Origin of the sequence: Paenibacillus abyssi (assembly GCF_014640295.1) — a bacterium.
Classification (GTDB): Bacteria; Bacillota; Bacilli; order Paenibacillales; family Paenibacillaceae; genus Paenibacillus_D; species Paenibacillus_D abyssi.
In genome coordinates this window covers 1-14,384 of sequence record NZ_BMGR01000006.1, presented here as the reverse complement: position 1 = coordinate 14,384, position 14,384 = coordinate 1, and the positions used below count along the sequence as shown (strand labels likewise).

The following is a 14,384-nucleotide window of genomic DNA, read 5'->3' as shown; positions in this document are numbered from 1 at the left end:
TAATGAATTACCAACCGCAAAGGGTGAGGCGCTTGAAGTTGAAGTTGATTTTGATCGAAGATGAACCGGATTCTTTATTAGGCATGAAGACCGCTGTCGAGACAATTGACATGGAATTCACATTGTTGACTTCAAATCATGGGGAAGAAGCTCTTGCTCTGATTCGCGAAGAGAGGCCCGACCTGATTGTCACGGATATTATGCTTCCGGGCATGACGGGACTGGATTTAGCCGAGCGGGTCAGGGACGGCGAATACCAACCCAAGGTCATCATCGTAAGCGGATACAATGAGTTTGAATACGCAAGGCGCAGCATACGCATCGGCGTTGCGGATTATTTGCTGAAGCCATACAGCACAGAAGAATTTATCACTAAAGTGCATAAATCGATGTCCATGATTGTCGAGGAAAATGAACAGCTTCGTTCGATGAAGCAGCAGCGGACGTTTGCTGAGATCGGCAACCGTTCGATGAGAGATGAGTATCTGATCGATTTTTGCTTAAAGAAGGCTGTATTGGAGGAGCATATCTATCAGCGCCTCTGTCTATGGGATATTGAATGGCTGGCTAATCAATCCTATACCCTGTTTGTTATGGATGCAAAGGGATACCCGGACGGCAAGCCAGTCGCACGGGAATTTGCCCTTCAAACCTTTGCGATCGGGAATATTGTGCAGGAGCTGATCCGCGCCCGCACCCGCACTATTTTGTTTAAAGATCCGAAAAACCGTTGGGTTCTCATTACCGGAACGGATGAAACGGAGCAGTTGTCCGGTATGATCGCCGAGCATATTGAGAAATATCAGAAGTTCCCTTTTTCGATCGGAATGAGTACCAGAAAATCCGCATTTGAGCATCTCCACTCCGCATATCAAGAAGCGCTGACGGCGTTTCGCATCCAATCCTTGTCTACCGCGCTTGAATATTGGACGGATGACCGGACTGCTGATCTGAACCCGGAGGATACCGTTTCTCCTGATAAGATGTCGGCATGGATCTGTGTTCAGGAAGATCGCATGATCGAGCAAGGCGTACGTGATTTTATCCGGAAAACGGTTCTGCTTGATGGGAAAAGCAGGGAGGACGTGGTCCGCCAGATGCTTAATTATTTATCCGAAATCCATGTGCATCTGAGCGAGGTCACGTCGAAAGAGCTGGTAGAAATTCCGATGAAGGTGTGGGAAAGCTTTGACGCCTGCCAAACACTGGAGGAGTACGAAATTGTGCTTGGGGATTATTTGAAAAACCTGGCTAAGGATATGGCTCCCCAAAAAACGAATGCGATAATCGAACGTGCAGTCCAGATCATTGCGACCCGATATATGGAGGATTTGTCACTGCAGATTATCGCTGCCGAGCTGTCGATCCACCCTGTGTGGTTAAGCCAATCGTTCAAAAAGGAAACGGGGCAAACCTATATGGACTTTTTGACGGAAACCCGGATCGAGAAGGCCAAAGCTTTATTGCGGGAGACAAGCATGAAGGTGTATGAAATTGCGGAATCGGTCGGTTATCAGGACCTTCAGCATTTTGGCAGCCAGTTCAAGAAACGGACAGGTCAGACCCCCAAGGAGTATCGGTACGGAAAATGAGAGAGCCCAGATTCCTCGATTTTACTAACCGCAACTCGTTGTTCAGGAAGATGTTTATGCTGATCCTTCCGGCTGTTTTTGTTCCGGTGGTTCTGCTTGGCTACCTGTCCTATGACAAATCAAGAGACCAGATGGAATCCGTCACCGCGGGCTTTCTTCAGGATAACCTGCTGCTTAACGCCAAACAGCTCAATACGTTTTTTAAAAGCATCGAGAACGAGACGGACAAAATGATCGCCTCAAGGCCGCTGCAAATTCTGCTCGGCGAGGAGCCGCCAAAAACGTATGCGCAGGAAGCGGTTTTTATCAACCGCATGATCGACATCGTGTCCCAGCTAAGAGGCTCCTATGAGCTGTATGTGTTTCCGAAGGACATGGAATATTATCCGAACTATAAAAAGCTCATTAACCTTAACCAAATCGAACCCCGTCCAGAATATTTTGACCTGGCGTTCGAACAGCAGAACAAGGGTTTATGGTTTCATTCCTGGGACAACAATCTGCATAAGCCGATATTTATCTACGTGCGCGCGATCCGCTCTTCGTATTATTACGAGCCGCTTGGCGTGCTGGCGATCCAGATACCGGATTTCTTCCTGCGGGAGGAGCTGGCATCTCCATCAGCGTTTGAGAACTATATGTTCATGATTGTGGATAAAGACAACCGCATTATTTCCCATCCCACAGCAAGCCGTTACAGCCGGGAGTATGTGCCTGACGATGGCTGGTCCAAGGCGGAGACCCAGATCACCGAGGAAGGCTGGAAATTGATTGCTGCTGTTCCGAACAAGGATCTGACCGGACAGATCAACCAGATCAAGGATTTTACCTTTTGGATTGTAGTGGTCAGCTTGATTGTTATGGTTTGCTTGCTGTATTTTATTGTGCACACGTTCACCGGCCCGATCAAAAAGCTGGTGCTGCACATGAACAAAGTACGGACGGGAGCGCTTGCCAAGTTTCAGTTCTCTCCGGACAGAAAAGATGAGATCGGACAGCTCGTGCGCGGGTACAATCAGATGATATCAGGCATGTCCGATTTGCTGGATACAACCCGGACGATGGAAGCTGATAAGCGGCGGCTTGAGCTTCAGACGTTAAACCATCAGATTAATCCGCATTTCTTCTACAACACATTGGATGCGATCAAGTGGAGGGCGGAAAAGGCAAAGGAAAACAATATTGCTGCGATGGTGACAAAGCTGGCAAATTTACTCCGCTTCAGCTTGAATAACGGAAATGAATGGACGACAGTTGAACGGGAGATTGAGCATGCGCGCAATTATTTGGAGATTGAGCTGCTGCGAAGCAATCGCGCATTCCAGGTGTTTTATCAGGTCGATCCGGAAATTACCAAACGCAAGGTAATCAAGTTAATCCTGCAGCCGCTCATGGAAAATGCCGTCAAGCACGGCGTGAACCATCTTCCCGAAGGGAAGGGAAGGATTCGTCTTACCGCCAAGCTGAAGGGCGGCAGCATCCTTTTCATCATAGAGGATAATGGGCCTGGAATGCCCGCTCCTTCTTCCCAAGTGATGGATCATTCAGCCGATCAGGACCAGCCGCGGGGGATAGGGCTTAAAAATGTGCACAAACGTCTGCAACTGCATTTTGGCGGCGATTACGGCATTCGGGTGGATAGGTCCGGTTCATCTGGATTTCGCGTCATGGTAACCCATCCGCTTGTTGAAGATGAGAAAATAGTACAGTAACACGATGATCCCTCCGATAAAATTAGGGGGGATTTTTAGTTTTCACTAAAATTGCATGGGTAAACATTAAATTCCCCCTATTTCTTCTTAAAGCCCCTGCCTTTAAGATAAGGATATGAAAACGCTCTCGAGAGGCGAATCTCTCAGAGAAGCCCTAACATTGAAGGAGGTCATCCGATGGCTGACATTAAATTCTCTTATAATACATTGGTCTATGCGGGGGAAGACATTGAGCAAGGCATCAAGAGACTTGCCGGATTCGGTTATGACGGCGTTGAATTTGTAGGCGAGCCTGAGAAAACCGACGCGGTTCGGATCAAAGAGCTGCTGAGCCGATACAATATAGAAGCATCATCGATCTGCGCGATCTATACACCGGAGCGGGATCTCGTATCAAGCCGCCCGGAAATCCGCAAGCAAGCGGTAGATTACTTGAAGCAATGTGTGGATTTTGCCGAGGCGATCGGGGCTGGAGGCATCTCAGTGACGCCGACCGCATGCATGAAGATTTACCCTGAAGCAGACATGGCGACCGAATTGAAATGGGCGGCACAGAGCATTCGCGAAGCCGGGTTATATGCCGGCGAGCATGGCGTTCGCTTGACGGTTGAGCCATGGAACCGCTACGAGAATTATTTGATTAACCGCATGGAACAATCGCTGGCGCTGGTGACCGATATCGATCTGCCGAATGTCGGCTGCATGGGGGATTCTTATCATATGAACATTGAAGAAGTGGATATTGCAACTGCTTACCGCTTGGCGGGAGACAAACTGTTCCACGTCCATTTCGCTGATAGCAACCGGGCGGCTCCGGGCAGAGGCCATATCGACTTTGAACCGATTGCCCGTACGCTTGTTGATATCGGATATAAAGGTTATATTGCGATGGAACTGCTTCCGCCATTCGCCGATCCGTTCGGCGGTGCCCGCATCGAAGCGTTTTACGACCAATACTCGAAGGAATCGATCGATTATCTGAAGAAGCTGTTCGCTTCAATATCATAAGGAGGTAGTCACAACAATGAAAACGATGTTAGCAGCTGTACTGCACAAACCTGAAGATATGCGCATCGAAGAAGTTCCCGTTCCGGCAATTGATGATCATGAGGTGCTGATTGCCGTGAAGCGCTGCGGCATCTGCGGGACCGACCCGCATATTTATCGCGGCCACTTCCCGGTGCCCTTCCCGCTCATTCAAGGACATGAGTTCTCCGGTGAGGTCGCAGCCGTCGGCTCAGCGGTCACAGCCGTAAAAGTAGGCGACAAAGTAACAGCGGATATTAACATCAGCTGCGGCAAATGTTTCTACTGCCGGATGGGCCAAAAGCTCTTCTGTGAGGACATCCGTCAGATCGGGGTGCATATCAACGGTGCATTCGCGCAATATACTAAAGCTCCGGAAACAAATGTATATAAGCTTCCTGAAGATATGACTTGGGAGGAAGCCGCCTATATCGAACCGCTGGCATGCGTCATTCGGGGGCAGGAGCGGGCGAATATTACAATGGGTAGCACCGTTGCCGTAATCGGGGCGGGTCCAATGGGACTAGTACATGCCCAGCTTGCCAAGATGAACGGCGCGAGCTCAGTGATTATCAGCGAGATGAATCAGGCACGGATCGCCAAAGCGCGTGAGCTTGGCGTTGACCATGTCATTGACGCCTCTAAGCAGGATCCCGTTGAAGCCGTGCGCGAGCTAACGGAAGGAAGAGGCGCCGACTTTGTGATCGAAGCGGTAGGCGCGGTTCCAACGTACCAGCAGGCTTTTCAAATGGTACGCAGAGGCGGTACGCTCGTAACGTATGGGGCAGCCCCGGCTACTGCTGTACTGGAGATCAAACCATTCGAAATTTACAGCAAAGAGCTGACCATTGTAGGCTCCTATGCCGGTACGTACGACACGTGGTTGAAAGCAATTAATCTCATTTCCTCCAAGCGCTTTAAACCAGGTGACATCATTAGTAAAACGGTCTCATTACATCAGGTTGTAGATGGCATTCAAGAAGCCATTCACAATAAAGACACCATCAAAATTTTGGTGGACACCAATCTTTAATCAATCAGGGGGGTACTATCGATGAGAAAAAGATTAACAAGAATGTCATTTCTGCTACTGCTTTGCGGCCTGCTGTTCTTGAGCGCATGTTCTTCCAACTCAAGCAATCAGCCGGCAAATGAAGGCGATTCCAACACAGGCACAGGCTCCGAAACGACAGGTTCCGGGGAGCAAGTGACGCTTAACGGTGTATTCCTTGGTGCGACTTGGGGTCAGGCAACGCAAGAGCTGGCGAAGGAATACGAGCAAGAAACAGGCGTTAAAGTGAACATTGAGCTAGTCGGACGCGATGTCATCTATCAAAAATTGGCCTTATCGATTGCCGGTCAAGCGAATTATGACCTCTTTAACGTCGACTACAACTGGATTCCTGAATTTGCGTCCACAGGCAGCCTGCTGCAGCTGGACGACTTGATCAAAGAGCATAACATCGACACATCGAAATATTTGCCAAGAGCCTTGGCGTTAACGCAGTGGAACGGACAGAACGGTTCGTTCGGCGAAGGCGGCCCGATTTACGGCCTGCCGCAAACGATTCACCCGCATTTGCTGTGGTACCGTTCCGATCTGTTCGCAGATGAAACGATCAAAGCGGAATTCAAAGCGAAGTACGGCTATGATCTGGTTCCACCGCAAACGATGGATCAGTTCCGTGATGCCGCAGAGTTCTTCAACGGCAAGGAATATAACGGGGAGAAGCTCTACGGATGGGCAGCGCAAGCAACCAAAGGCTTCGGTAACGTTCATACCTGGCTTACGTTCCTGTACTCCAACGGAGCCGATGTTATCGACTGGAACAATATGACTTCTTCCTTGTCGACACCGGAAGCAATTGAAGCAACGCAAACATGGGTTGACCTGCTTCAATATTCGCCTCCAGGCATCAATGACTACACCTTCGCAGAGGTAGCTTCTGACGCATCCCAAGGCAAGCTTGCCATGGCGCTGCACTGGTCCTGGTCGGCTTTTGAGGTAGACGATCCTGCGACATCGAAGACAGTAGGCAAATGGGACTTTGCGCAAACTCCGGCTATGAAAGAATCTGTGCCGCATCTGGCGGGCTGGTCGATCGTTATTCCGACAACTTCCAAGCAGCAAGAAGAAGCGTTCAAATTCATGACTTGGCTTGAAAGCAAAGAAAATGACCTGCGCCAAGCGCAAATGGGCGGCGGAGATCCGGTTCGTGAAGAATCCTATGCTGATCCGGCGTTGACCGATATGCTGATCGAAGGTACAGACGTGAAACGCTTCCGCCGTTACGAAGCACTCGAAGAAGCAATGAAAATTACGAAAGCCAGACCGTTCTTCCCTCAGGAAGAGAAGTGGGAAAGCACCGTATCCGAATATTTGAGCGCAGCTCAATTTAAGCAAATGTCAGTTGAAGAAGCGATGAAGCAAGCAGACGAAGCCGTTAATAAAATGCTGCAGCGCTAATAGGTTTAAGGATTGAGGGGGAACTGCTTATGCTCCCTTCCCCCTCAAATGTTTTATAATCGTTAGGCTTGAGCGGGAGGGTTGACCATGAAAAATTTTAGATTACAACGAAGCGGGCCCTATCTCGTGATGGCTCCAGGTATCATACTGCTTTTGTTATTTTCCATCTACCCGTTTCTATTCCTTTTGAAAATAAGCTTCCAAGAATACAGTCCAATTTCTTTGGATAAGCCATTTGTCGGCTTCGATAACTATGTTCGCTTGTTCTCTGAACATCACTTCTGGAATGCGTTGAAAATAACCGCAATATTTGTAAGCAGCTCGGTAATTCTCGAGTTCGCGCTCGGTTTAGGCTTGGCTGTCGTATTGAATCAGCTTGGCTGGGGCCAGCGCCTCTATCAATCTGCGATGCTGCTCCCAATTGCGATGGCACCTACTGTAGTCGGGTTAATGTTCCGCTTCATGATGAATGAGCAGTATGGCGTACTGAATTACTTTGTTGAATCACTGGGCTTTTCCCGCACGGCATGGCTGTCCGATCCAGTTCTGGCGCTGCCGGCCCTGATCTTCACCGATGTGTGGCAGTGGACGCCGTTTATGATGATTATTCTGCTGGCAGGGCTAAAAGGAATTCCGGATGAGCCGTATGAAGCGGCGATGATTGACGGCGCCTCCGCATGGCAGACTTTCATTTATGTGACGATTCCGCAGCTTTCACGGATTATTACGATCGCTTTGCTTCTCAGAACGATCGACGCCTTCCGTATTTATGACACGATCTACATGATGACCAAAGGCGGACCGATCAACACGACATCTACGTTAAGCTGGATGGTCTATGATAATGGTTTCAAGTTCTTGGAGTTTGGCTATGGAGCCGCTGTCTGTGTGGTCCTGCTGATTATAATTGTCAGCTTGTTAACGTTTGTCTTGAAAAAAGTTGATGTGTTTGAAATGGGGGGCAAAAAATGATCGGAAGAAAACCAGTATCGTTACGTATAACGAACCATACGATCGTCATTATCGCATTGATCTTTTTTATGTTCCCCGTATTATGGATGCTGCTTACTTCACTTAAAAACCAGATCGACGCGTTTACGACCGTGCCGAAGTGGACGTTTGCGGTTACGTTTGATAATTATCAAACGGTATTGATCGAGAGGGATTTTCTGAAGTACCTTTTGAACAGCTTGTATGTATCCGCTCTGTCGACGGTGCTGGCGGTGATGCTTGGAAGCGGAATTGCTTATCCGTTTGCGAGATATAAGCTGAAAGGCGCTAATCATGTTTTGACTTGGATTTTGACGCTGCGGATTGTTCCGCCGATTGTTTCGATTCTGCCTATTTACCTTTTGTTTTCAAATGTAGGCTTACTGGATTCTTACACTTCTTTGATCCTGATGTATACCTTTATGAACCTGCCGCTCGCAACATGGCTGTTGTATGGCTTTTTCAAGGATATTCCCGGTGAAATTGAAGAATCCGCGCTCGTTGACGGATGCAATCGGTTTACGGCTTTCTTCAGAGTTGTGTTTCCGATTATCGGACCAGGTCTGGTATCAGCAGGTTTGCTGTCCTTTATCTTTGCCTGGAATGAATTCTTATTTGCGAATATATTGTCCGGCCCAACGGTTAGAACCGCTCCGGTCGGCTTGAATGAATATGCAACCCCTGTAAGCGTACTATGGGGACAAATCGCTGCTGCCGGCACGATGATTGTTCTGCCAATCGCAATCATTACCATTATACTGCAGCGCAAAATGGTCAGTGGACTTACAATGGGCGCAGTTAAAGGATAGGAGGATGACGATGTATAAATACAGCGCAACACAGTGGATCTTTGGAAAAGAGGATGTGGAGACCAGCTTGAACCGGCTGAAGCGCTTCGGATATGACGGAGTTGAATTGGCCGGTGAGCCTTACACTATGGATCTGTCAGCGATTCAGGAATTGATGGGCCGTTATGGCATGGAATGCACCTCGATCTGCGGCATTTATACAGCGGAGCGGGATCTCTCCAGCGCGAGCAGTGAAACCAGACAGGGTGCAATCCATTATGTAAAGGCTTGCGTGGATATGGCCGTTCAGTTGGGGGCATCGGTTGTCATCGTCGTCCCTTCCCCGGTCGGAAAAGGCGCTCCGGATACGACAACGGAGGAAGCTTGGGACCATGCGGTCCAAAGCCTTCGCGAAGCCGGGGATTATGCTTCCGGGAAAAACATCAAGCTCGCGATTGAAGCATTGAACCGATTTGAAACGCATCTGGTCAACAAGCTGGAGGTTGCCAGGAAGCTTGCAGAGCAGGTGGATCGGGAAAGTGTAGGCCTGATGGCCGACTTGTTCCATATGAATATCGAGGAGCGAAACCATCGGGAGACGCTGCTTAACATAGCGCCTTATCTTATGCATGTCCATATTGCCGATAATACGAGGGAAGCGGCCGGATTAGGGATGACAAATTTCAGGGAAGTGTTTCAAACCCTTCAGGAAATGGGGTATAAAGGTTCTATCACGATGGAATTTCTGCCGCCGGTAGCTTATCCTTATGCGGCCAGTCAACGGGAGGAAGCCGACGATCTGTTTGATCATTTTACGGATCAGTCGATCAGGCATATCAAAGAGATTGTTGCTGAGTTAGTCTGAACGTTAATGACGAGCAGCAATGGAGGGACGTATGAACACAATAAAAGTAGGGATAATTGGAACTGGATTCGCGGCAACGTCTCACATTGAGGCGCTGCGGCGAATTCCCGGTGTCATTGTATGGGGCGTAGCTGCCAGCTCAAGAAGCAAAGGAAACGATTATGCCGAGAAAATGAACATTCCGCATGTATATGACTCTTCCGAAGCATTGATCGCAGACCCGGCGATTGATGCGGTGCACAACTGTACGCCGAATTCGCTGCATTATGAAATTAATAAGCAAGCGCTGCTTGCGGGAAAACATGTATTGTCCGAGAAGCCGCTTGCAACGAATGCCGCGGAATCCAGTGAACTTGCGAAGATAGCTAAGCGCCAAGGAGTCAGCCACGGCGTCTGCTTTAACTATCGGCATTATCCGATGGTAGCTGAAGCCAAAGAAATGATCCAGGCCGAAACCAATGGCAGGGTAATGCACGTTCAGGGCTGCTATATGCAGGATTGGCTGTTGTTTGATACGGATTACAGCTGGCGGCTTGATCCGGCGCAGAACGGCCTGTCCCGCGCCATCGCCGATATCGGCTCACACTGGTGTGATACGATTCAGCATGTACTGAATAAAAAAATAGTCGAGGTGTGTGCCGATCTGAAAACGGTTCATCCTACGCGTAAGAAGCCGAAGGTCACCACAGCGACATTTGCTTCAGCCGCAAGCGGGGAAACGGAAGAGATCAGCATATCGACCGAAGACTATGGCAGCGTATTAATCCATTTTGAAGACGGAGTGCAGGGTGTGTTTACCGTATCGCAGGTGGCGGCAGGTAGGAAAAACCGGTTGTACTTTGAAGTGGCGGCGGAGCGTTCGGCAATCGCCTGGGACCAGGAGCAGCCGAATCAGCTGTGGATCGGCAAACGCTGCCAAGCCAACGAAGTACTGATGAAGGACCCGGAGATCCTGTCTCCTCGTTCGGCGGCGATGTCACACTATCCCGGCGGGCATCAGGAGGGCTGGCCGGACGGCCTGAAAAACCTGTGCATGGACTTTTACGAAAATATCGACCACAAAAAACGCAGCGGAACGTATGCGAATTTCTCTGACGGACATCAAATCGTCCAGCTTAATGAGGCCATATTACTAAGCCATCAGGAAAGAAGATGGGTTCAGCTGTAGGACATGCAAGAGCAGATAACAAATAGCCCTTTGTAGAAAAGCTGATGCCGCTGCTGTAGCGGCATCAGCCTTTTTAACATAATAGCCGGAATGTGTAAGTTTTCGAATTCTAATATCAATTATGGACATACCACATGGTTTGATAGCCTGATCCATCAAGGGTACCATAAAATCTTGGTACTATGATTTTGGATAATCCCCGCTATACTAAGGGTAAGAGGTGATGGAGATGTCTCGAAAATGGTTGGAGCGAGAGGCTCCCGGCTGGGTGGATAAAGAAATTATTAGCGCAGTTCAAGCGGAAAGGCTGCTGTCGCTGTATGATGAGAAAAAGCATGCCGCAGGCATTCTTCCGATTCTTGGAAGTCTGCTTGTCGGGCTGGGCATCTTAACCTTCGTCGCTGCCAATTGGCAGGAGATCCACGATCTGTGGAGACTCGTCATTCTAATTATTGTAATGTCAGTCTTTTATGCCGGCGGTGAGCGGTTTTACCGTCGCGGGGATAAGAAGCTGGGACTTGCATTGGCCGGAATCGGCCTGATGAGCTTTGGCGCAGCGATGTTTCTGATCGTTCAAATGTTTCATTTGCTGAATATGCAGACGACGGCTTTCATCCTATGGGGGATAGCAGGCGTTTTGCTTACCTTCCTATACCGTTCTACATTTATCTTTATACTTACTGCTGGCATATTAAATGTGGCGCAGATCTACAGCTTGTTCTCAGCAGGCACGTTCAGCGTGGCGGCGCTGTCTATTCTGATAATCGGGCTCGGCGCTTTCTGGATCGTTAACCGCCATGCATGGCTCGCCTGGCTGCTGGGCGTCAGCTTACTGCTGCAATCGATCATGCTTGTCGCGGAGCAGAATTGGAATATCGTATGGTTCTTAATACCGGCGCTTGTCATCTATGCGGCGGGGGATTGGGTGCATGAGCGGAATACCTCTTACCCGCTGCAAAGCAGCGCTCTTACGGCGGTGTATCTGTTCGGCAGTTTTATGGTCATGTTCGCAAGTGAGATCAATCCCATCGGCTTCAGTCGTGAAGAGCTTCCGCAGTCTGCCGCATTTCTGATTATAACTGCCGTTTTGCTTGTGATATCGCTGCTTGGCAAATGGCGCAATCGTCGCTTAAACACTTCTACGGAATGGGTGCTGCTGCTGCCTTGGTTTTTTATCGAGGGCGGAGCCGGATTGCTCTACCTGCTGGCGCTGTGCACGTTCTCGCTATTTGTGCTTTGGAATGGTTATGCGGAGCAGTGGCGCTTCAAAATCAATCTTGGGACCGTGCTTTTTCTGTTCGCGATTCTGCTGGCTTACACCCGGCTGGCTTGGGCATTTATGGATAAATCGCTATTCTTCCTGGTCGGCGGAGTGATCCTGCTCCTGCTGAGCTGGTACTTGAATCGCCGCCGCAGAAGATTCCTCAAAGAGAACGGGGGAGAAACTCATGCGTAATTCAAGTAAACGCCTTAAGCTACTAGTCGGTCTCGTACTCCTGCAAGTCATCGTGCTGCTCGGTCTGGCCTTCTCCTACATTGCCGTAGATTGGTATGGCAAAGAGATCCGATTGGAGACGGCCCCGGTGGATCCGCGCGATTTGTTCTATGGCGATTATGTCATCTTGAACTACGAAATCAGCCGGCTGCCGGATGAAATGTGGCATGGCGGCGCCGCACAGCCGGAGCGCGGTCAGCGCGCCTATGTGCTGCTTCGCCCATCAACAGAGCATCCGGAGTTATATGAAGCGGCAGGCATTTACGACGAACGCCCGGATGCCGGAACGGAGGACGTTGTGCTGAAGGCCCGCGTGGAATATGCCTGGGATGGAAACATCGAACTCACCTATGGATTTGAACGTTACTATGTTCCCGAGGGCACGGGGAAAGCGCTGGAGGAGCAGCGGGAGAATATGCAGGTTGCGATCAAGGTTGCGCCCTGGGGACAGGCGAAATTAAGCCGTCTGATTATACAACCGTAAATAGATGGAAAAAGATAAGGGAAGTGCCGTGGGCGCTTCCTTTTCTTATTAAGTTTGCGATTAGATGGTGTTATTTAGGGAAATATTAATTAGATACGATGAGGGAGGGAATTTGTATGGAAAAAGCGGAAACGTTGTATGAAAAAATCGGCGGGGAGCAAGCCATAAGCAAAGTGGTTGATTATTTTTATGACTTAATCCTGGCCGATGAAACCGTCAATCATTTCTTTAAACATACAGATATGGAAAAGCAGCGAAAGCATCAGGCTAAATTTATCAGCTTTGCATTAGGAGGGCCAAATCAGTATTCCGGCCTGTCGATGGCAAAGGCGCATGAAGGAATGAATCTGCAGCCCGTTCACTTTAACGCGATTGCCGGGCACCTTCATGACGCGCTTGCGCATTTTGGCGTGAATGAAGCTGATATTGAACAGGTTTTAATGCATGTCGCTTCATTAAAAGATGATATCCTCTATAAATAAACAATAAAGGTGGGGGTTGGGCGATCAACCTCCACCTTTATTTCTAATGGCCGGCGGGTCCGTGGCTCATTTCCATGTATTGCAGAGGAGCGTTATCGTCTTTCATTTTTTCAATAATGTCATTAGCCACCTCTTGCCCTAATTTATTGCCGGCATCGATATCGCTTCTAAAATGGATGCCCGCTTTCATTCTGGAGATGCTGGCATCCGAGGACATTTTCTCAAAGGCTGCCGACTCGTGCGGAAAAATATAAGACAGCATTGTGCTTGCAGCCTCCGCTGTGGCGGAGTGTCCGGAAGGATACGATGGATGCGGAGGCACTTTAAAGCCCTCCGGCAGCTCCAATGTCGGATCAAGATCGGTTGGCCTTGGACGAAGATAATGATACTTTGCTTCGTACACAGCTGTCGACGCCGTATAGATTGCGTTAGCGACTGCAGCATGGACTCTTGCCGCGGCCGGCGGCGTCAGTTTGTACTTCTTGATCATTTCTTCAGTAATGGCAAACCAGTGGGAATTTGGGCTGACAATTCCGCTGGCCCAATGGTTGATGAGCTCGATATCTTCAGCCGTCCGGTTGGCTGCCATTTCGTGTAATTCTTCTAATTCTGCTTTTGTAATTTCGGAATCATTGGCTGGCGGAGCATCAACGGAAAAAGATTTTCCGTCCTCCATCTCCATTGCTTTCCATTCACCGGCATGGGGCTCCACCGGTGTCTCGTGCACCCAACCCATGCCCAGGCCCGCATTGCTGGCTTTGCTAATACCGCAGGCCGACAAGGCTAGAGGAATCATGATAAGGGTTAATAATATGCTGTAACGTGTAAGCTGCTTCTTGTTCATTGCTTTCTCCTTTAGCTTTGAAATGTTATCGCTTGAATTGAATTATAAGGGGAGATGCAGGAATTGAAATGACTCGATCGGGCTACTTAACATGTCAACTATGTGAACTTGGTCCAGTTATGATCATTACGATCTTAGATTTTGAAGCCCTATGCCAGATAAAAGGAACAAAGAAGCTTTAATCCACGGGGATTCGGCAATGTCCCTAACGATGCCGGCTGACCATTTAGGCTTGTCTGAGAAAGCGGCTTCCCAGCTGTTCAAGGACCGGATGGGTAAGCCCGTTGCACGGATTTTGTAATCGCTTTCAAATTCAGCCTGCGTCATTCCCCCGTCAATAACAAAGGAGTAAAGGAGGAGTGGATTTTTGCAAACAACAATAAGCGGCGCGAAAAATGATGAGTTAGGGGGAGGCCACTGAAAAAGTCCTTTAAACAAAGAAGGTACCGTCCCTCAAATACATTGAGAGAG

General features: G+C 49.1%; 13 protein-coding genes. 12 read left to right on the top strand and 1 reads right to left on the bottom strand.

Features of this window, described 5'->3' with window-relative positions; all coding sequences use genetic code 11:
• The first annotated feature begins 32 nt into the window (after positions 1-32).
• The 12 genes from IEW11_RS09985 to IEW11_RS09930 all read left to right on the top strand — a co-directional run bounded on the left by IEW11_RS09985 (position 33) and on the right by IEW11_RS09930 (position 13,069).
• Positions 33-1,592, top strand: a complete 1,560-nt coding sequence (locus IEW11_RS09985) for a response regulator (protein ID WP_188530938.1) — start codon at positions 33-35, stop codon at positions 1,590-1,592.
• On the top strand, positions 1,589-3,304 hold the full coding sequence (locus tag IEW11_RS09980) for a sensor histidine kinase (RefSeq protein WP_188530937.1): 1,716 nt from the start codon (positions 1,589-1,591) through the stop codon (positions 3,302-3,304). Before IEW11_RS09985 ends, IEW11_RS09980 begins: the two co-directional genes overlap by 4 nt.
• Positions 3,305-3,481: 177 nt before the next feature.
• Entirely contained in the window at positions 3,482-4,312 is an 831-nt protein-coding gene (locus tag IEW11_RS09975) for a sugar phosphate isomerase/epimerase family protein (protein ID WP_188530936.1), read from the top strand.
• Positions 4,313-4,328: 16 nt separating this feature from the next.
• Positions 4,329-5,363, top strand: a complete 1,035-nt coding sequence (locus IEW11_RS09970) for a zinc-dependent alcohol dehydrogenase family protein (protein ID WP_188530935.1) — start codon at positions 4,329-4,331, stop codon at positions 5,361-5,363.
• A gap of 21 nt (positions 5,364-5,384) precedes the next feature.
• Positions 5,385-6,797: an ABC transporter substrate-binding protein gene (locus tag IEW11_RS09965; protein WP_188530934.1), complete on the top strand. Its 1,413-nt coding sequence runs from the start codon at positions 5,385-5,387 to the stop codon at positions 6,795-6,797.
• An 87-nt stretch (positions 6,798-6,884) separates the two neighbouring features.
• Complete coding sequence (locus tag IEW11_RS09960; protein WP_188530933.1) at positions 6,885-7,769, top strand: carbohydrate ABC transporter permease; 885 nt, start codon at positions 6,885-6,887, stop codon at positions 7,767-7,769.
• Entirely contained in the window at positions 7,766-8,596 is an 831-nt protein-coding gene (locus tag IEW11_RS09955) for a carbohydrate ABC transporter permease (RefSeq protein WP_188530932.1), read from the top strand. Before IEW11_RS09960 ends, IEW11_RS09955 begins: the two co-directional genes overlap by 4 nt.
• Positions 8,597-8,606: 10 nt before the next feature.
• Entirely contained in the window at positions 8,607-9,440 is an 834-nt protein-coding gene (locus IEW11_RS09950) for a sugar phosphate isomerase/epimerase family protein (protein ID WP_188530931.1), read from the top strand.
• A gap of 31 nt (positions 9,441-9,471) precedes the next feature.
• Positions 9,472-10,608, top strand: a complete 1,137-nt coding sequence (locus IEW11_RS09945; protein ID WP_188530930.1) for a Gfo/Idh/MocA family protein — start codon at positions 9,472-9,474, stop codon at positions 10,606-10,608.
• A 229-nt stretch (positions 10,609-10,837) separates the two neighbouring features.
• The gene (locus IEW11_RS09940) at positions 10,838-12,064 is read left to right on the top strand and encodes a DUF2157 domain-containing protein (protein WP_188530929.1); all 1,227 of its coding nucleotides are present in this window, start codon (positions 10,838-10,840) and stop codon (positions 12,062-12,064) included.
• Positions 12,057-12,587 carry a GDYXXLXY domain-containing protein gene (locus IEW11_RS09935; protein WP_188530928.1) on the top strand — a complete coding sequence of 177 codons (531 nt, stop codon included), beginning with the start codon at positions 12,057-12,059 and terminating at the stop codon, positions 12,585-12,587. The genes IEW11_RS09940 and IEW11_RS09935 overlap by 8 nt, the downstream gene beginning before the upstream one ends.
• Positions 12,588-12,703: 116 nt before the next feature.
• Positions 12,704-13,069, top strand: coding sequence for a group I truncated hemoglobin (locus IEW11_RS09930; RefSeq protein WP_188530927.1), 366 nt, complete (start codon positions 12,704-12,706; stop codon positions 13,067-13,069).
• Positions 13,070-13,112: 43 nt separating this feature from the next.
• Here IEW11_RS09930 and IEW11_RS09925 read toward each other — a convergent pair whose 3' ends face one another.
• A complete protein-coding gene (locus IEW11_RS09925; protein WP_188530926.1) occupies positions 13,113-13,913 on the bottom strand; it encodes a phosphatase PAP2 family protein in 801 nt (266 codons plus the stop codon).
• Positions 13,914-14,384: the final 471 nt, after the last annotated feature.

Excerpts from the sequence above, each read along its gene's own strand:
- IEW11_RS09980 (WP_188530937.1), top strand. The coding sequence starts at position 1,589 with ATGAGAGAGCCCAGATTCCTCGATTTTACTAACCGCAACTCGTTGTTC.
- IEW11_RS09975 (WP_188530936.1), top strand. The coding sequence starts at position 3,482 with ATGGCTGACATTAAATTCTCTTATAATACATTGGTCTATGCGGGGGAA.
- IEW11_RS09970 (WP_188530935.1), top strand. The coding sequence starts at position 4,329 with ATGAAAACGATGTTAGCAGCTGTACTGCACAAACCTGAAGATATGCGC.
- IEW11_RS09965 (WP_188530934.1), top strand. The coding sequence starts at position 5,385 with ATGAGAAAAAGATTAACAAGAATGTCATTTCTGCTACTGCTTTGCGGC.
- IEW11_RS09960 (WP_188530933.1), top strand. The coding sequence starts at position 6,885 with ATGAAAAATTTTAGATTACAACGAAGCGGGCCCTATCTCGTGATGGCT.
- IEW11_RS09955 (WP_188530932.1), top strand. The coding sequence starts at position 7,766 with ATGATCGGAAGAAAACCAGTATCGTTACGTATAACGAACCATACGATC.
- IEW11_RS09950 (WP_188530931.1), top strand. The coding sequence starts at position 8,607 with ATGTATAAATACAGCGCAACACAGTGGATCTTTGGAAAAGAGGATGTG.
- IEW11_RS09945 (WP_188530930.1), top strand. The coding sequence starts at position 9,472 with ATGAACACAATAAAAGTAGGGATAATTGGAACTGGATTCGCGGCAACG.
- IEW11_RS09940 (WP_188530929.1), top strand. The coding sequence starts at position 10,838 with ATGTCTCGAAAATGGTTGGAGCGAGAGGCTCCCGGCTGGGTGGATAAA.
- IEW11_RS09935 (WP_188530928.1), top strand. The coding sequence starts at position 12,057 with ATGCGTAATTCAAGTAAACGCCTTAAGCTACTAGTCGGTCTCGTACTC.
- IEW11_RS09930 (WP_188530927.1), top strand. The coding sequence starts at position 12,704 with ATGGAAAAAGCGGAAACGTTGTATGAAAAAATCGGCGGGGAGCAAGCC.
- IEW11_RS09925 (WP_188530926.1), bottom strand. The coding sequence starts at position 13,913 with ATGAACAAGAAGCAGCTTACACGTTACAGCATATTATTAACCCTTATC.